Below are 18,706 nucleotides of genomic sequence, written 5' to 3' on the forward strand. Positions count from 1 at the left end.
CTTCGGTTTCACTCCAATATCCTCCACAAAAAAAGGGTGATCTACAGCAATGAGCTGTGGACCACCCTTTTCTCATATATGCAAATGGCACTATTCCTCGTACAGAGACTCTAGTTCGTCGACGAGTGATCCAACATAAGCTACCGCTTTGGAGATCGGCTCGGAAGTGGACATATCGACGCCCGCCATCGCCATTAATTCCAGTGGGCTCTTGCTGCCTCCGGTTTTGAGGACTTGGAGCCAGCGGTCTACAGCCGGTTGTCCCTCCTCGCGAATCAATTGTGCTGCAGCTGTTGATGCAGTCAGTCCTGCGGCATAAGTATATGGATAAAGACCCATATAATAATGCGGTTGTCTCATCCAGGTCAGCTTCGCTCCTTCATCGAGCTCGACCGCGTCACTCCAGAAATCGGATAGCACGGCACCCTTTAGCTCAGATAGCTTATCTGCGGTAATCGGCTCATCAGCCATCGCATGGCGGTATACCCGTCGCTGCATTTCCGCTTCCAGAAGATGAGTCACGTAATTATGGTAATACGTGCTCAGAAGCTGAAGAATAACAGAGCGTCGCATCCGCTTATCCTCGGATTGGCTGAGCAAGTGATCCGCCAGCAGCAGCTCGTTCATCGTTGAAGGCGCTTCGATAAAATACAAGGAAGGACGCGCATTGGTAATACGCTGATTCTTCGCTGCCAGCATCAAATGACCGGCATGCCCGACTTCATGCGCTAATGTGAAGGCATTGCGCATATTATCCGCCCAGGCCATCAGGATATAGGAATGTACCCCGTATACGGAGGAACAGAACGCGCCTGTAGATTTACCAATATTATCGGCATAATCCACCCAGCGCTTGGAGAACGTGGATTTAACGATCTCGCCGTATTCAGGACCCAGAATCGACAAGGCGCTCGAAATCGTGGAGCACGCTTCTTCATAAGTAACGCTTGGATTGAAATCCGAATCCATCGGCGCTTTCAAATCGCAGAACAGCATTTGATCCAGCCCAAGCACACGCTTCTTGAGCTTCATAAGCCTCCGCATATGCGGAGCTAACTCCGTCAGAATGGTATCATGAATATGGTTGTACATCTCCATCGTCACTTGCTGCGGCTTCAGCAGCATGTCCGTTACGGAATCATACCCGCGAAGCCGGGACATCACCACTTGCTTCTTCACTTCGGTGGCGTAAGCCTCGGCAAATGTATGACGCGATCCCTGCAGCGACTTCGTGAACGAGGCATAAGCCTCCCGTCGAAGCTGCGTATCCTCAGACATTTCGTAAGAATTCTCGTACAGACGGAACGAGACCGGTTTGTTTACGTCATTCACTTGAATATCGTCAAAGGTCATATCCGACAGCTTGCTGCGCAAATAGATGCGGTAAGGCGAACCCAGGACCTCTCCCAGCGATGCTAGCACGCTTTCCGTCTCAGGACTCAAGCGGTGAGGTTTGGATTCCAGCAACAATTTTAAGCTGCGGGCATAAGGTTCAAGCCCGTTTTCCTTCGTTATGTAATGTTCGATGGCTCCATCTTCGAGATCCAGCAGCTCCGATTCAATGAACGTCAGAGAGGATTGGATGCGTGAGAGAACATCGCCCGTTTTGGCCGAATTCGCCAGGTTAGCCGGGTTGGTTCCGTCCTCCGATTGTCGTAATCTGGCATACGCCCCGACTCTGCTAATGCTCTCCATCAAAACTTCCTGTTCATTCAAGCATTCCAGAAGAACAGATGCCCCTTCTCCCAGCCGGCCTTTGAATCGCGTCAATTGAGCAGCTTGTGATTCAAGCGCTTTTAAACCCGCTTCGAATTCTTCTTGCGAGACAAACAAATCATCCAGATTCCAGGTTGCCTCAATTGGAACCTCACTTCGTGTCAGCAATTTCCCCATGGATACAGCTCCTCTCGTGTCTTATCCTCTCATGATTGACTACCGCAACTACTAATGATTAGCAACAGCATAACAATTCCATCATATCACAGTTTTTTAAGGGATCGTATCCGCTTTTCCACCTTGACTTCTGACCATATTTATGGATATAGTTATTGCATACTCTTATCTAAAGGAGAGATTTTGATGTCGGTGGTCGTTCTTAACTAACCAAATTTCATATGGATTGAAATGTAAAATTTTGGGCATTTCCTGTAATGGGATATGTTTATTTTTTGATGGATTTTCATTTCGTCCGTTGAATTAGTTAAGAACTGCGGATATCAATTGAAGCCCCTTTAGGGTTTATTCAGATATGATATGGTCATCCGTGCTGAGTTCAGCACGGATTTTTTGGGTCTCCCCCTCTTTTAGCAAAAGGGTTATTTGGAGCTGTCCCATAACGCCATGCCATCGGAATAACGGTCTATGGGCGGAAAGCGAACCTTAGTAGTTCGCTTTCCGCCCTTTTTGTGTTGTATAACCATCCATTTTATAGTCAAAAGGAGAATATCACCCATGAAACCATTCGCATTAAACAAATTGGAGTACGAGAAAATTCGCACCGAGCTTGAACGCTTTTCCGTATCCTATCTGGGAGTCGAGCATATCCGGAAGATGGCCCCCCTCACCCAGATGAAAGCCATTCGCAATAAGCTAAATGAAACGGAGGAAGCCAAAACCCTGCTGCAAACCGGAGCTAGCGTCCCGATTCCTTCCCTGGAGGGAATCGAGATGATCCTGGATCTGCTCGGCACCGGTTATGTGCTGTCTGAGCGCGATTTCGGGAATATGGTCCAATATCTGAGAAGCTGCCGCCAGCTCATTCAATATATGAATGCCAAGGACGGCATTGCTCCATTGATCAGTTCCTACGCCTCTTCTATGCATGAACTGCGTCCACTTCTGTCCGAAATCGAACGCAGCATTCACGGCGGTCGTGTTGTGGATAGCGCCAGCAAAGATCTGGCCAAAATCCGCAAAAAAATCATCGTAACCGAGGAACGGATCAAGCGTAAGCTCGACAGCCTGATGAGCCGTTACAAAGGGATCCTGCAAGAGAATGTCATCAGCAAGCGCGGAGGACGTTACGTGCTGCCCATCAAGAAGGAGCACCGTAAATCCGTAAATGGCTCGATTCTGGATGAATCGGCCAGCGGGCAGACGGTATTTATCGAGCCTTCCGACATGCAGGCGCTTCAGATGGAATTAACTCTTCTGCACGCCGAAGAAGTCAGGGAAGAAACAAAGGTGCTGAGTGATTTGACCGCACTGGCCGAGTTATATCAATTCGAACTGAGAACCAATGCCGACATTGTTGGAATCTACGATTACATCATAGCCAGAGGCAAGTACGCCATTTCCATCGGGGGGCGCAATGTGAGCCTGAACCAGGATGGGTTCATCCATCTAAAATCTGCGGTGCATCCTTTAATCGGCTCCTCTATGATACCGCTGGACTTCACCATCGGGAAACAGTACAAAACCTTGATCATTACAGGACCTAACACCGGCGGCAAAACTTCAGCGCTCAAGACGGTTGGACTCATCACCGTTATGGTTCAATCCGGTTTGCTGGTTCCTGTAGCGGAAGGCAGCCATTGAGCCATCTTTGATGAGGTTTCCGTCGATATCGGAGATGGGCAGAGTTTGGAGCATGCCCTCAGCACGTTCTCTGCGCATATTCGCAACATCCGCGACATTTTGCAGACGGCCGGCCGGTCCACGCTGGTGCTGCTTGATGAAATGGCGTCCGGAACGGACCCTGGTGAAGGCGTTGGATTGTCGATCGCCATTCTGGAGGAGCTGAGTCAACGTCAAGCAACGGTTGTGGTCACCACGCATTTTACCGAAATCAAAAATTTTGCCGAGCGCACAGCCGGCTTTGAGAATGCCCGGATGGAATTTGATGCCGACACACTCGAGCCGCTCTATCGTCTGCGGATCGGTGAAGCCGGTCACAGTTATGCCTTTGTCATTGCAGCAAAGCTGGGCATTCCGGAGTCGATCATTGCCAGATCGCGTGAAATCACGGAAGCGGGAACGGCAAGAGGTGACACGCCCCTTAAATATGATGCTGGATCAGAGTCCGAAGAATGGACAGAAGCAGCGAGTCCGGTAGACCAAGTTACCTTACCGTCAGACGAACAGGATAAGCTTAAGAATGTTAAGGATCATGAAGATGAACATGAAGCCTCTCCCTCTTCCTTCTACCAACTTGGTGATCGTGTCTATGTGCCTTATTTGAAACGAAGCGGAACCGTGTATGAAACCATGGACGGTAGAGGAAATATCGGTGTTATGATTCAGAAGGACCGACTGAAGATTAACCATAAACGGCTGAAGCCTTATATCGCGGCCAAGGATCTATACCCGGAGGATTATGATCTTGATATCGTTTTTGAGAGCAAAGAGAATCGGAAGAAGCGTAAACTGATGAACCGCAAACACGTTGAAGGACTGCAGATAGAAACGAAGCCGGAGTAACGAAACTCTTGATGATGGGTCGACCAGGATATCAAAAAAGAATCCTAAGGATTTGCGAAGGAGAGATCACGATGAACTTACGCACAGAAACCAAGAACGATTATGAGAAGGTCCAGGACCTTCTCACCCGTGCTTTTCCCGGACAGGAAGAAGCGATTCTGGTACAGCGGCTGCGGGAAGACAAAGCCTTTCAACGGGAATTGTCAATCATAGCGGAAGAAGATGGGATTATCAAGGGCCATATTATGTTCAGCCGAGCCAGCCTTTTTGACGGGATTCATAGCCATCACGTGGCTGCACTGGGGCCGCTGGCCGTGCTTCCGGATTATCAACGACAAGGGATCGGCGGAAAATTGATTGAAGAAGGCAAACGGCGGTGTCTCACGCACGGCTATCCCCTTGTTTTTCTATTCGGCCATCCGGCGTATTATCCCCGTTACGGTTTTGTGCAGGCCAGAACCTTTGGGATCGATATAACCCAATTTACTGTTTCCGATGAAGTGTTCATGGTTGCCGAGCTTCAGCAGGGCGCACTCGATCACCTGCATGGCGAATTCCGTTTCCACTCCGCATTCGAAGATTTGGGGTAAGTCGCCGAGCTTCAAAGTCTATATCATCCGAATAGCTTTGATCAAGCCGGGCAATCCTTGGTGGCATTCAGCTTCTGATATGTTGTACAATAAAATCTAAATGACTATTTGAAGGATGGTTTTCAACATGTATGTAGCTCAGGATTGGCAAGATTACGAGGTCATCGATACCGGAGGCGGGGAAAAGCTGGAACGCTGGGGCGACGTGATTCTCAGACGTCCGGATCCGCAGATCATATGGCCGATTGAACGTGAAGATGGACAGTGGCGCAGTGTTCACGGACACTATCACCGTAGCTCGTCCGGCGGCGGGCAATGGGACATGAAAAAGCAGCTTCCGGACCGGTGGACCATCTCATACGACCAATTGAAATTTCATATTCGACCAACCAATTTTAAACATACCGGCTTGTTTCCGGAGCAGGCAGCCAACTGGCGCTGGATGATGGATAAGATCGCTTCAGCCGGACGTCCGGTCAGCGTGCTGAACCTATTCGCCTATACCGGCGGAGCAACCGTCGCGGCCGCCTCGGCCGGAGCTCAGGTTGTCCATGTGGATGCTGCGAAGGGGATGGTTCAATGGGCCAAGGAAAACGCGGCATTGTCCGGCCTCGCCGACCGTCCTATCCGTTATATCACGGATGATGTGTTTAAATTCGTGCAACGGGAACAGCGTCGGGGGAACAAATACGATGCGATCATTATGGACCCTCCATCTTATGGCCGCGGACCAAGTGGAGAAACGTGGAAGCTTGAACAGAGCTTGTACCCATTCCTCGAAAGCTGCATGAGCATCGTATCGGATCATCCGCTGTTCATGCTGATTAACTCCTATACAACCGGCATCTCTCCTACTGTTCTGAATAACATGCTGACCATGACCATGAAGCCGAAATACGGCGGCACCATCAGTGCGGGAGAAATCGGATTGCCGATTACCCGCTCCGGCATGAATTTGCCATGCGGCATCCTGGGTCGATGGGAGTCCTGATTCGATGAGCAAGCGGGAACCTGCAGCATATCCGGTTGTGCCGATTCTTTTCGAGGATAATCATGTGTTAGGTGTAACCAAGCCGGTAAACATCCCCTCCCAGGAGGATGCTACCGGCGATCCCGACATGCTGACCATTCTGAAACAGGACATCAAGGAGCGCTACAATAAACCGGGCAATGTATTTTTGGGATTGGTGCACCGTCTGGACCGTCCGGTTGGCGGAGCGATGGTCTTTGCCAAGACCTCCAAAGCCGCTTCCCGATTATCGGAAGCCGTCCGCAGTCGCAGCTTCCGCAAGCAGTATGTAGCGGTCGTTCACGGGATTCCTTCGAAAACTTCGGGTCGGCTCGTGAATATGCTGTATAAGGATGTAAAAACCAATACTGTCCATGTCACCTCTAAAGGTGCGGACGGGGCCAAGGAGGCCATTCTGGATTACACCGTGCTCCAAACGGCGGAAGGCTTCAGCCTCGTCCTGATCGAGCTGCACACGGGCAGGCCGCACCAAATCCGCGTACAGCTCAGTCATGCGGGACATCCGCTGTTCGGAGATCAGAAGTATGGAAGCAAGGTGAACAAAGCCGGCCAGCAGATTGCCTTATGGTCCGTATTGGTCGGATTTCCGCACCCTGTTACCAAAGAGGAGATCTCCATTCGTTCCATGCCGCCCTCAGTCTATCCCTGGAGCCTTTTCTCCATGGACAAGCTGGAGTCCACACTACGGTCCTATCAATAGAACTCAAAAAAACGAAATCCAATCTTGGATTTCGTTTTTTATATGCCTCTTTCACAGTGGCAAATATTGTAATATTTTATCCCTCTTCGATAATATATTATCCCTTTACTTTTATCAAAGAATGCCGAAAAATAGTAACTAGATTAGTTTAACATTTTTTAGATGATTTGTACAATCATGGTATAAACTCTAGTTTTGAGTTTATATAAACCAACGGCTGCCAAGGAGGAGGATGATCAAAGCTGTTCATGAATGGTAACACTGTCGGCTCGGTTGTTCATGATGTTTAACGGAGCAAGAAAACTCACAGTTCAGGGAGGTTTGATCAGCAACAAGTGTCCGCTGAATTTCAAATTAAATATTCAAGGAGGAATTTGTTATGGACCAAGTTCGATGTCAAACAAATCACCGCTTGTATTTGAAACCGCTGTGGATTTTTTTAGGAAGCACACTGTTGTTCTTCACCATCATGATCATCACAGCAAGCAGCGTCTCCGCTCATGGTTATGTCGAATCACCAGCCAGTCGTGGTTATAAGTGTAAGCTCGGAGAGAACACCAACTGCGGCAGAATCATATATGAACCGCATTCCCTGGAGGGAAAAGGAAACTTCCCGATCGGTGGACCGGCGGATGGTCAGATTGCTGGTGCTGGAATTTTTCACGAGCTCAATGAACAATCACCTACCCGCTGGAGTAAAGTGAACATGAACGGCGGACCGAATACGTTTAAGTGGGTGCTGACCGCTGCTCACGCCACATCCGATTGGAAATATTATATTACGAAAAAAGGCTGGGATTCCAGCAAACCCCTCGCACGCGCAGATCTCGAATTGTTCTGCTCCTTCAATGACGGTGGTAAACAACCGCCGAACACCGTAACCCACACTTGTAACGTACCTACCGACCGTACCGGCTACTATCTGATCCTCGCCGTATGGGAAATCGCCGATACAGGCAACGCCTTCTATAACGTAATCGACGTGAACCTGAATAACGGCAGCGGGAATCAGGACACGCAAGCTCCAACCGTACCGGGTAACTTGAGATCCACAGGCGTCACCAGCAGCAGCATAACGCTCTCATGGAACGCTTCCACGGATAACGTAGGAGTAACCGGCTATGAAATCTATCAAGGGTCCAATCTCGTAACGACCGTATCCGGATCAACCTTAAGCCACACTGTAACCGGTCTGCAAGCGGCAACCTCCTATACCTTTACGGTAAAAGCACGTGATGGAGCAGGCAACGTTTCACCAGCGAGCAGTCCGTTAACTATTGCCACATCGAATCCCGTCCCGGACACTCAAGCCCCGACGGCTCCTGCCAATTTACGGTCTGTAGGTTCTACATCGACCAGCGTATCACTAGCCTGGAACAATGCCACGGATAACGTCGGGGTCACCGGTTATGAAGTATATCGGGGCACAACGCTGGTGACCACGGTATCCGGCAGCACGCTTTCCTATACGGTCAGCGGGTTGACGCCAAACACATCTTATAACTTCACCGTGAAAGCTCGTGATGCGGCTGGCAACGTCTCTCCTGCAAGCAATCAGCTGCAGGTCACCACGACGGACGGCTCCACACCGGAAACTCCGGCCTGGGCACCTAACACTTCATACCAGCAGGGAGCTTTAGTCACATATGGAGGCAACACCTATGAGTGCCGCCAAGCCCACACGTCCCTGCCTGGTTGGGAACCCTCCAACGTCCCGGCTTTATGGTTGCTTAAGTCATAATTTCATGACGTCTTGTAAAAAGTTCGAAATCATGGATTGACCATGATGTTTCATGCGTATGAAGATATGTAACAACCCCTAGGGTGAGCTGCCGTATGCAGCCGCCCTGGGGGCTTCTCTACGTTTACAACGTTTGCTTCAGAACTTAGACCTCAACCAGAGCTTCCTTTGGAGCTGTATTAATCTTTCCTAACAGATAGACAAGCAGCTGTTGATTATGCGAGGATATACGGTTCAAAATCTGGGAAAGGTACTCATCCCTAACCTGTAATCCGCGCGTATACTCCTCACGTCCTTTATAGGATATCGTCACCCAGACGATCCGTCTGTCATTTGCGTCACGTTCCCGTTTGATCAGTCCATTCTTCTCCATCCGGTCCAATAGCATGGTTACGGCTGCCGGACTTGTGGCCAGGTAAGGAATGAAATCGGAAGGTTTCATTCGCTTCTGTTCAGCCAGCACCTCCAGCACCATCAGTTGCGATTCCGTCAATGTCGGAGCTAATCCGGCTTCCATATGGAGCTTATAATCCTTGGCCAGCTTGGACCACACCTTGGCGAATTCGGCAGTATGCATGTTTTATCCCGTCCCTTCAATTATGTCTGTCATGATCAAACATCGGATACCATCCGTGGATGTTGCACTGTACTTCGTTGAATGGATTTCGTTTGAATCCAAGTCATGATTCCATAATAGTTTATAGGATTAACTTTTCGCGGGCGAGCTCCCAATATCCTTCTTATTTCGTTAAAAAATATAATTTCCAATCAAGCGACAAAACCCGTCAACCCTTATATGACGGCGTTTTTCAAGGTTCACCTTGCTTCGACATAGCCGGACATATGTCAAATAGTATAAACAAAAGCTCTAATGTTGTGCAAACGCAAAATATAGCAAAAGCACCTCGACAAATATCATCGAAGGTGCTTTTTCGTCCATCTATCTCACCTATACTTCGAACATTTCTTGCTAAACAAAGGAAGTACCTACATCCTTGTTTAACTTTCTTTGCCTAACTCTGCATGCGGAATACTTACCAAATCAACAATCTGTCCTTGCTTGCCAACATCCGCAAGCAGTTTGCCTATCGATTTACGTTCCGCGATCGGTACTTTCTCCGTATGAATCGGATAAGCTTGCCCGTCTTCGCTGTACGCCATAATCTGCAGCGGTTCACGGCAATAGAAAGCACCGACAATGGCGCTGCCGTTCGGCTTCACCCGCTTGCCTTCCTTAAACTCAAACGTAGCTATTCCTTTTCCGCCGCGGCTTTGCGTCTGGTAATCCAACAGCAAGCTGCGCTTACCATAACCAAGATCCGTGATGGTCAAAATTTCACCCTCATCGTTCTCCACCCATAACGCTGCAACGACTTCATCCCCGTCACGGAGCTGGATTCCCCGGACTCCGCCGGAAACGCGTCCCATGGCGTTGACTTCCTGCTCATTAAACCGGATGCTCATCCCTTCTTTCGAGATCAGCACAATATCCTTATTGCTATCACTTACGACGACCTGGATAATACTGTCTTCCGGAGCAACCTTGGCGGCCGCAACGGCGCCAGTCCGCTTGGTTACATACTCCTTGAGCTCTGTACGCTTCACTTGACCTTTGCGGCTGACGAACACAAGTGATTTGCCCTCTTCTTCAAAATTCGAAACCGGAATGACCGATACGATGTGATCCTCTTTCGGCACCTGAATCACGTTAACGATAGCCGTACCGGCATCTTTCCATTTGTATTCCGGAATTTGGTGAACCGGCAATAAGAAATACTGTCCACGGCTCGTGAATATGAGCAGATTCTCCAGCGTATTGACTTCAAACAGACGGGTGATGTAATCCCCTTCCTTAACGCCGGAGCTTTCCAGCTCACCGCCGCTTCGGGTGAAGGATAACATGCTGGTACGCTTGATGTAGCCTTCATTAGACAGCGTTACGAGCACGTCCTCTGCGTTAACCAGCACTTCAAGATTCACCTTGATCTCTTCCACTTCTTCCTGAATGACAGAACGCCGGTCGATACCGTATTTCTCGCGAATTTCAAGCAGCTCTTTGCGAATGACGGCAATCAGCTTCTTATCGCTGTCCAGTATCGCACGCAAGCCCTCGATTTTCTTCGTTAACTCGTCCAGCTCTTTTTGCAGGGAATGAATTTCAAGGTTCGTAAGGCGGTATAATTGCAATGTCAATATGGAATCGGCTTGTCTCTCCGTGAAACCGAACATCCATTGCAGATTGTTCTGGGCATCCTGACGATTCTTGGACGCTTTGATCGCCGAAATAACCTCGTCCAGGATATTTAAAGCCTTAACCAGGCCTTCCAATACATGCGCCCGATCCTCTGCTTTCTCCAGCTCATACTGCGTCCGGTGCGTGACGACTTCACGCTGATGCCCGATATAAGCGGATAACATGTCTTTAAGCCCCAGCTGTTGAGGGGTTTTATTCACAATCGCAACCATATTGAAGTTGTACGTAATTTGCAGATCGGTTTTCTTGAACAAATAAGCAAGAATCCCGTTTGCGTCGGCATCCTTCTTCAGCTCAACGACGATTCGAAGTCCTTCCCGTCCGCTCTCATCGCGAACCTCGGCGATGCCTTCGACTTTTTTCTCGAGCCGTATGTTCTCCATGGCGGTAACAAGCCGGGACTTAACGACCTGGTAAGGGATTTCCGTGATGACAATCTGCTGCTTGCCACCGCGAAGCGATTCAATGTCCGTCTTCGACCGCAGATATACGCGGCCTTTGCCTGTACGATAGGCATCCAAAATGCCTTCGCCGCCCATGATGATTCCGCTGGTTGGGAAATCCGGACCTTTGATAAAGGTCATAATCTCAGCCAGCTCAATCTCCGGCTTCTGCATGACGGCAATACAAGCATCAATCACTTCCCGTAGATTGTGAGGCGGAATTTCAGTGGCGAAGCCTGCGGAAATCCCGCTAGCTCCGTTCACAAGCAGGTTGGGGTACCGTGAAGGCAGCACAACCGGTTCCTTGGCCGTGTTATCAAAATTATCCTTAAACAGCACGGTCCGCTTCTCGATATCCCGAAGCAGTTCCATGGCAATCGGCGATAGCCTTGCCTCGGTATAACGCATCGCTGCTGCGGGATCATCATCCTGTGAACCCCAGTTTCCGTGGCCGTCCACGAGCACATGTCCCATCTTCCATGGCTGGGCCATTCGAACCATACCTTCATAAATCGATGAGTCCCCGTGCGGATGGTAGTTACCCATAACATCCCCGACAGTTTTGGCTGATTTTCGGTATGGTTTATCCGGTGTGTTACCCGAATCGTACATGGCATACAGAATCCGGCGCTGAACGGGCTTCAGGCCGTCACGGACGTCCGGGATCGCCCGGTCCTGAATAATATACTTGGAATACCGGCCAAATCGATCACCTACGACCTCTTCCAGAAAAGCCGGCAAAAATTGCTCCGATAAACTCATTCCTTCACCTTCTATTCCTCAAACTCCGCGAAGTTGACATTTTCTACGATCCACCGCTTGCGGGGATCTACTTTATCTCCCATCAGCGTAGACACGCGACGCTCCGCCTTGGCAGCATCATCGATTTGTACCTGCAGCAATGTCCGTGTTTCCGGGTTCATCGTTGTTTCCCATAATTGCTCCGGGTTCATCTCGCCCAGACCTTTGTAGCGTTGCAGCTCAAAGTTCTTGAATTCCTTCAAATAATTAGCCAGCTGCTCATCCGTCCAGGCATACCGTATGGTTTCCAGCTTCCCGGATTTGCTGGCGATTTTATACAGTGGAGGCTGTGCAAGATAGACGCGGCCTTCATCAATCAACGGTTTCATGTATCTGTAGAAGAACGTAAGCAGCAGCACCTGAATGTGAGCGCCATCCGTGTCCGCATCCGTCATGATAATGATTTTCGAATAATTGCTGTCCCCGGCGGTGAACTCCGTACCGATTCCTGCTCCGATGGCAGATACAATCGCTCGGTATTCATCATTCTTCAGGATGTCGGCCAGCTTCGACTTTTCCGGATTCATCGGTTTCCCTTTAAGAGGCAGTATAGCCTGGATTTTCGAATCCCGTCCCTGCTTCGCAGAGCCTCCGGCGGAGTCTCCTTCGACAATAAACAATTCGGTTCTCGAAAAATCCTTGGACTGCGCCGGCGTCAGCTTGCCGCCTAGATTGGAGCTCTCGCTGCGTTTCTTGCCGCTGCGCATTTCATCCCTTGCTTTACGGGCCGCTTCACGGGCTTTGGAAGCCTGGATGGCCTTCTTCAAGAGCGTTTGCGCGATCTGTGGATTCTCCTCGAGGAAGATTTGCATCTTCTCGGTGACAATGCTGTCAACCGCACTGCGTGCAGAGGCGCTCCCCAGCTGGTCCTTGGTCTGGCCGACAAATTCGACCTCAGCCATCTTGACGCTGATCACGGTCATCATGCCTTCCCGGAGATCATTCCCCTCTAGGTTCTTGTCCTTTTCCTTCAAGAGATTGTTCTTGCGGGCATAATCATTCATGACGCGGGTATACGCTGTCTTAAAGCCCGTCTCATGCGTACCTCCCCCGCGCGTCGGGATGGAGTTAACGAAAGAAGCCAGCGTTTCCGTGTATCCCGCATTATACTGAAGGGCGATTTCGACTTCGATATCATCCTTCTCCGCATAAAAATGGATCACATCATGCAGCACGTCCTTGCCTTCATTCAGGAACTGCACAAACTGGCTTGCGCCGCCTTCGTAGAAAAACTCTTCACCGTTGCCGCTGCGCTCGTCTTTCAGAACAATCCGGAGTCCGGAGTTCAGGAAGGCAATTTCCTGTAAGCGCTCTGCAAGCGTGTCGTAGTTGAGATGCGTTCCCGCGGTAAACACGCGCGCATCCGGTTTAAACGTAATCTTCGTGCCTGTTTTGTTCGTATTACCAAGCACCTCAAGGCCCGTTACCGGTTCCCCGACATGCTCTTTTCCTTTTTTGTCCTGCCAATATTCAAAACGTTGGCGGTGAATTTTACCATCGCGGTAAATTTCCACCTCCAGCCACTCGGAGAGCGCATTGGTTACCGAGGCGCCAACGCCATGAAGACCGCCGGACTTCTTATATCCGGAACCACCGAATTTACCGCCGGCATGCAAAATCGTAAATACAACCTGCGGAGTGGGGATGCCTGTCTTGTGCATTCCGGTTGGAATACCGCGTCCGTTATCGTATACCGTCGCGGACCCGTCTTTATGCAATGTAATTTCAATTCTCGAGCAGTACTTGGCCAAATGCTCGTCTACGGCGTTGTCCACAATTTCCCATACCAGATGATGCAAGCCTGACGAGCTTGTGCTCCCTATGTACATGCCTGGCCGTTTGCGCACCGCAACGAGGCCTTCGAGCACTTGAATGTCGTCAGCATCGTATCCTGAACGGTTGTTACCGCCGTTCTTCGATGACTCTGCAAACATATCGATCTGTTCGACCATTCATGCTCCTCCTTCAAATTCACGTATCTCGTGTATTTCTATTTCTACATTTCAATATTTTAGAAGAACGCTGTTCCCTAAAAAATGCAAACAAATGTTTCATGCTTTGTCCATTTTAATTCAAGATATCCCTTCTCGTAAAGACACTGAATGAAACAATAACCGCACAAATTGCCCAGAGGGCCAATACGGCAAGGGAAAAATTCAAAGTCATCCCCTCAATTGGCGGTAAATTGCCGGCCAAATAGTTGGTCAAATTCAGGTTTACCATAAACAAATATTTCGCGCTGCTCCATGCCGATGCCATATTCGTCAGAATATTTCCGGCAATCAATGCGGCCATCATAATCACAATGCTCGCCGCCGTACTTCGAACCAGCACGGACACCATAAAGGCCAGCATACCGACACATACGCCGACAAACCACACCAAGCCGCCCTGCATCAGCAAGTACTTCCACTGTGGAACAGCATGAACGCCGGACATATCCACATCAGACCCAACAATTTGGAATCCCGTGAATACCGGTATGTCAAACCCCTTGTATCCGAAAGCAAGACCGGAGATCAGATAGGCAATGACAAAGGTGGAAACTACGATAAGAGACGTAAACATGATCAGGGCGATCAGCTTGCTCAGCAGCACCTTCCATCGCTTCACAGGCCTTGTCAGCAGCATCTTGATGGTACCGGTCGTCCGTTCGCCGGAGACGATATCCGAAGCAATGGCCATAATGAGCAGCGGGATAAACAGGGATATCGCATTATTCAAAAATTCCCGTGTGAACGTAACCCCGTTTGGTTGATTAGGATTCACATCATGCTGCAAATAATACTGCATTTGCTGAATAAAGATTTGCCTATATCGTTTCCATTCATCCGGTACTCTATCACTACTAAGCGAATTCTCATTATCCGTGATTCGCTGCTGAAGCTCAAGCCGCCAGTCACTATTGAACTTCTCCCGGCTCCGTTCAGCCGATTTCATCTGGGCATAGGTAAACATGGGAACCAGAACAAGAAGAACCAACAGGACAACATAGAACCGCTTTCGTTTGATAATTTTGATGCACTCGTTCTTGATCAGGGGCAACAGGTTACTCAATGCTCTCACCCTCCGTCATCTGCAGGAACAGCTGCTCCAGCGTAGGATTGATCCGATGAACCTCCCGGACCTGTACACCAGCGGCCACCAGCCGTTCCACAGCTCTAGACGTGTATGTCGTGCTCATACGGGTCACAACAGCGTCCGGAGACATGCCTGCAAGCAAATTATCATCGAGCACCTCCTCGGGGCGGTCGACGATTTGGCAATAATCCAGCTTTTGCAATATTCGTTTCCCTTGCACGGCGGGATTCAGATCCCAGATCACATGATCACTGCTGCCGGCAATCAATTCATCGACCTCACCAACCGCAAGCACTCTTCCGCTGCTGATGATCGCCACGCGATCGCATAGCAGCTGAATTTCGCTCAGCAGATGGCTGGAGACAAAAACAGCCAATCCTTCCTCGGCTAATCGATGGATGAACTGCCGCATCTCTTTGATCCCTTTCGGATCAAGACCGTTTGTCGGCTCATCCAGAATGAGCAGCCTCGGTCTGCCGAGCAGGGCCTGGGCTATTCCAAGCCGCTGCCGCATTCCCAGTGAATATGTACTCACCTTGTCATGAATTCTTCGATCCAGTCTTACCGTATCCACAACTTCCTGAATTCGCTGCTGGTTAATGCCGGGCTGCATTCGTGCAAAATGCTCAAGATTTTCCCATCCCGTCATATACGAATACATTTCCGGATTCTCCACGATGGACCCAATATAACGCAGCGCCTGCTCCTGCTGGCGGTTCACATCATAACCGCAGACCTCGATCCTGCCGGAGGACGGTTTAATCAGGTCCACAAGCATGCGGATTGTGGTCGTCTTTCCTGCCCCGTTCGGCCCCAAGAACCCGAAAATTTCCCCTGCGCGCACGTCGAACGACACATCATGTATAATCCATTTTCGACCGATTTTCTTTTTTACATGCTGGACAGATAGTACGATTTCTTGAGCTTGATCATTCATCAAATTCCAACTCCCCATATGACATCCTCATCATGCCTACAGCATACCCTCTACAATTCGATCCGCTATAGCCTGATATCCTGCCCCGTTCGGATGAAAATGGTCCGAGGACAGATACTCGCCCAGCTTATGCTGAAACAGATCGAACGTGGGGACCAATGTCATATTGGGATCCCGGTTCACGATTTCCATAACCGCATGATTCCATGCAGAGACCACGATATTGCCGGGTATGAGCAAGTCTTCCAAATCGGAAAAAGGATGATACAGACCGATATAAACGATTCTCGCATCCGGATTAATGTCGCGAATCTTCTCCAGAATCGCCTGCAGGCGTTCAGATGCTTGCGGCAATGCACCCATCAGCTTAGCAGGTTCGAGCTCTAACTCATCGGAATCCGCCGCCCCTTCCATCAGCCCGCTGCCTTGAAAGATATCATTGCCTCCTATCGATAGCATAATGACATTGGCTTGCTTCAAGGCATACTGTATTCCTTTGTCGTCCAGCTTGGGAAGGAGTCCTTCGGTCGTCATTCCGTTTATGGCCAGATTCGCCAGCAGGCTCGCTGTTCGGCCATCGCCATTTAATTGATCCACGCTTCGACGGACAAAACCGCTCCCGGTATTGTCCCCCGTTCCCTTGGCCAGTGAATCTCCAATCGCAGTTACCTTTAAATCATTGGGCAAAATCGGATGTGACGGAGCGCTCTCCGGCTCTTCCGGCGCTGTCTCTTCTTCGGACGCCTCGGATCCACCACCACCAGTCAGCAAGGGCTGTCCTTGCGGATCATTAATATCCTTAAATGCATACACAAAGCCAAGAATAAGCACAATCGTTACAATAACCGACACGGAGGCAGTAATTCGCCATATCCATGCAGATGATTTCATGACATTCCCCCTACAAAATTCCTCATGTACATTACCTTAAGACTTCTATTAAAAATTTGCAAATCAAAACACGCAAAGAAGACTGCCCCGGACGCAGTCTTTCGATGCGCGACCGGGGCAGCCCTGTTCATATGAAACAAGATAAGTGCTTATTCACTGATGAATTCTTGAACCCAATATCCGTTGTAGTATCCAACACCGATCATGGTGAAGTTCGGAGACAGGATATTTTCACGATGACCTTGACTATTCATCCAGGAGTTCATAACTTCTTGTGGTGTACGTTGCCCTTTAGCAATATTCTCACCGGCATAGCCGTAAGAAATACCGTAGGCTTTCATCATATCGAATGGAGAACCATGCGTTGGCGAAGTGTGGCTGAAATAATTATTATTGCTCATGTCCTTCGCTTTATCGAGTGCCACGGTTGTCAGCTTAGCATGGACCGTAAGCGGCTTCAGGCCTGCATTCGCACGTTCTTTGTTCACCAGCTTTACAACCTCGGAAGCAAAATTCGATTGTTCCGTTGTACCCGCAGACTCGGAAGGCTGAGACGGTGTTGTAGATGGAGCACTGGTCTCCGGCTTGCTTGTTTCCGGTTTGCTGGTTTCTGGTTGAGTCGTTTCTGGTTTGCTGGTTTCCGGCTTGCTTGCTTGCGGAGTTTCAGCGGGCTGGTTCGCCTGAGGTTTTTCCGTTTGCGGCTTCTGAACGACCACCCATTTAAACTGTGATTCCAAGCCTTGGCTCTCCAGGAATTTCTGGATCTTTTGTTGCCAGTTTACATAATTATTGCTTTCAGCAGGTGCAGCAGACGCCGTCGTTGGCAGCATGATGCCGACAGCCAGCACAGCAGCAATGCTGCCGCCTGCGATTTTCTTTATCCAATGGTTGTTCATGAATGCTCATCTCCTATGCTCATAGTTGTGGAGTTTGCTTGACCGCCCCTTCTAAGATGAATTTCTAGGGTGCCGGACGATCAAACAATAGTTACATTTTTGTAATCTCGTACGAACACATTGTAACACATTTGATACCTTCGGCAATCCTACAATTGTTGGAAAAGCGTCCTTGAATTCCTACCTATACACCGGAAACCAAGTCGTCTATAGTCCCAGACATGATGTAGGGATCGATGCTTATTCAAGCGAAGAATCTCTTCTTATATCGGTGGTCTTCCCATCGAGTTTTAGGGAAAAACAAGAAAAAACCCACCCCAAAATTGGGATGGGTTTATGAAAAGACGAAGACTACAGCTTTTTACTAAACTGGTATCCAGCCTTTTCAAATCCAATATGCTCATAAAATGCATGTGCGGGAGCAAGTTCTTCCCGGTTGCCGCTTGTGAGAAACAAGAGGTGGCTACCATGCTGTCTTCCCCATGTCTCTGCACCGCGAATCAATCTTTTGCCAATTCCTTGGCCGCGGTAGCTTGAGGTTACAATAACCGAAGTAATTTGAGTGACCGGTTCGGTCATAGTGAAGGATTTGACTTGACGAAGCATGATCATACCAACAACAACACCATCAACCTCAGCAATCAGATTGCCGTATAAAGGATTGTCGTTCATGGCTTCCATCCGTTCACGCATCACATTAAGCGTGGTCGGATAATTCAGTTCGCGCATCAAGGATGTGACAGCTTCCAAATCATTCTTCTCAAAGTTTCGAATCAGCAGTGCAGGCGCAGATAATACGCTTTCGATGCTCATTATACCCTCATGCTTCCCTTCTTCTATGAATTCTGAGTAAACTCTACTTCTATTTTGTAAGTTTACGAAGAAGATTGCAAGTATCAAGCGACATTTTTTTTACATTTGTG

Annotated in this window: 13 protein-coding genes and 1 pseudogene; 5 read left to right on the forward strand and 9 right to left on the reverse strand. The window is 49.2% G+C overall.

Annotation, left to right across the window (positions count from 1 at the left end; translation table 11 throughout):
• Positions 1-90 precede the first annotated feature (90 nt).
• Positions 91-1,893 (reverse strand): oligoendopeptidase F, encoded by a 1,803-nt coding sequence (gene pepF / locus ACETK5_RS16370; RefSeq protein ID WP_394056774.1) that lies wholly within the window; start codon positions 1,891-1,893, stop codon positions 91-93.
• A 558-nt stretch (positions 1,894-2,451) separates the two neighbouring features.
• On the opposite strand from pepF, the pseudogene ACETK5_RS16375 reads away from it, so the two are divergent.
• From ACETK5_RS16375 to ACETK5_RS16395, 5 genes and pseudogenes are all read left to right on the forward strand, one after another.
• Positions 2,452-4,419: pseudogene (locus ACETK5_RS16375) on the forward strand (endonuclease MutS2).
• A gap of 71 nt (positions 4,420-4,490) precedes the next feature.
• Positions 4,491-5,009, forward strand: coding sequence for a GNAT family N-acetyltransferase (locus ACETK5_RS16380; RefSeq protein ID WP_100536388.1), 519 nt, complete (start codon positions 4,491-4,493; stop codon positions 5,007-5,009).
• 127 nt (positions 5,010-5,136) lie between these two features.
• Positions 5,137-6,000 carry a class I SAM-dependent methyltransferase gene (locus ACETK5_RS16385; RefSeq protein WP_100536387.1) on the forward strand — a complete coding sequence of 288 codons (864 nt, stop codon included), beginning with the start codon at positions 5,137-5,139 and terminating at the stop codon, positions 5,998-6,000.
• A 4-nt stretch (positions 6,001-6,004) separates the two neighbouring features.
• The gene (locus ACETK5_RS16390; RefSeq protein ID WP_100536386.1) at positions 6,005-6,739 is read left to right on the forward strand and encodes an RluA family pseudouridine synthase; all 735 of its coding nucleotides are present in this window, start codon (positions 6,005-6,007) and stop codon (positions 6,737-6,739) included.
• 379 nt (positions 6,740-7,118) lie between these two features.
• The gene (locus ACETK5_RS16395; protein ID WP_394056777.1) at positions 7,119-8,480 is read left to right on the forward strand and encodes a lytic polysaccharide monooxygenase; all 1,362 of its coding nucleotides are present in this window, start codon (positions 7,119-7,121) and stop codon (positions 8,478-8,480) included.
• A gap of 145 nt (positions 8,481-8,625) precedes the next feature.
• Here the strand turns inward: ACETK5_RS16395 and ACETK5_RS16400 are convergent, their stop codons facing one another.
• The 8 genes from ACETK5_RS16400 to ACETK5_RS16435 form a co-directional block, all read right to left on the reverse strand.
• Entirely contained in the window at positions 8,626-9,057 is a 432-nt protein-coding gene (locus tag ACETK5_RS16400; RefSeq protein WP_100536384.1) for a MarR family transcriptional regulator, read from the reverse strand.
• A 422-nt stretch (positions 9,058-9,479) separates the two neighbouring features.
• Positions 9,480-11,939, reverse strand: a complete 2,460-nt coding sequence (gene gyrA / locus ACETK5_RS16405) for a DNA gyrase subunit A (protein ID WP_394056779.1) — start codon at positions 11,937-11,939, stop codon at positions 9,480-9,482.
• An 11-nt stretch (positions 11,940-11,950) separates the two neighbouring features.
• Entirely contained in the window at positions 11,951-13,930 is a 1,980-nt protein-coding gene (gene parE / locus ACETK5_RS16410) for a DNA topoisomerase IV subunit B (protein ID WP_100536382.1), read from the reverse strand.
• A 115-nt stretch (positions 13,931-14,045) separates the two neighbouring features.
• Positions 14,046-15,035: an ABC transporter permease gene (locus tag ACETK5_RS16415; protein ID WP_098743120.1), complete on the reverse strand. Its 990-nt coding sequence runs from the start codon at positions 15,033-15,035 to the stop codon at positions 14,046-14,048.
• Positions 15,028-15,996 (reverse strand): ABC transporter ATP-binding protein, encoded by a 969-nt coding sequence (locus ACETK5_RS16420; RefSeq protein WP_100539316.1) that lies wholly within the window; start codon positions 15,994-15,996, stop codon positions 15,028-15,030. Before ACETK5_RS16420 ends, ACETK5_RS16415 begins: the two co-directional genes overlap by 8 nt.
• Before the next feature lie 36 nt (positions 15,997-16,032).
• The gene (locus tag ACETK5_RS16425; RefSeq protein WP_326112904.1) at positions 16,033-16,887 is read right to left on the reverse strand and encodes a GDSL-type esterase/lipase family protein; all 855 of its coding nucleotides are present in this window, start codon (positions 16,885-16,887) and stop codon (positions 16,033-16,035) included.
• A 149-nt stretch (positions 16,888-17,036) separates the two neighbouring features.
• Entirely contained in the window at positions 17,037-17,783 is a 747-nt protein-coding gene (locus tag ACETK5_RS16430) for a CAP domain-containing protein (protein ID WP_394056782.1), read from the reverse strand.
• Positions 17,784-18,134: 351 nt separating this feature from the next.
• The gene (locus tag ACETK5_RS16435) at positions 18,135-18,596 is read right to left on the reverse strand and encodes a GNAT family N-acetyltransferase (protein WP_071218337.1); all 462 of its coding nucleotides are present in this window, start codon (positions 18,594-18,596) and stop codon (positions 18,135-18,137) included.
• Between the last annotated feature and the right edge of the window lie 110 nt (positions 18,597-18,706).

This window comes from Paenibacillus ilasis, assembly GCF_043195395.1.
Lineage (GTDB): Bacteria > Bacillota > Bacilli > Paenibacillales > Paenibacillaceae > Paenibacillus_AQ > Paenibacillus_AQ lautus.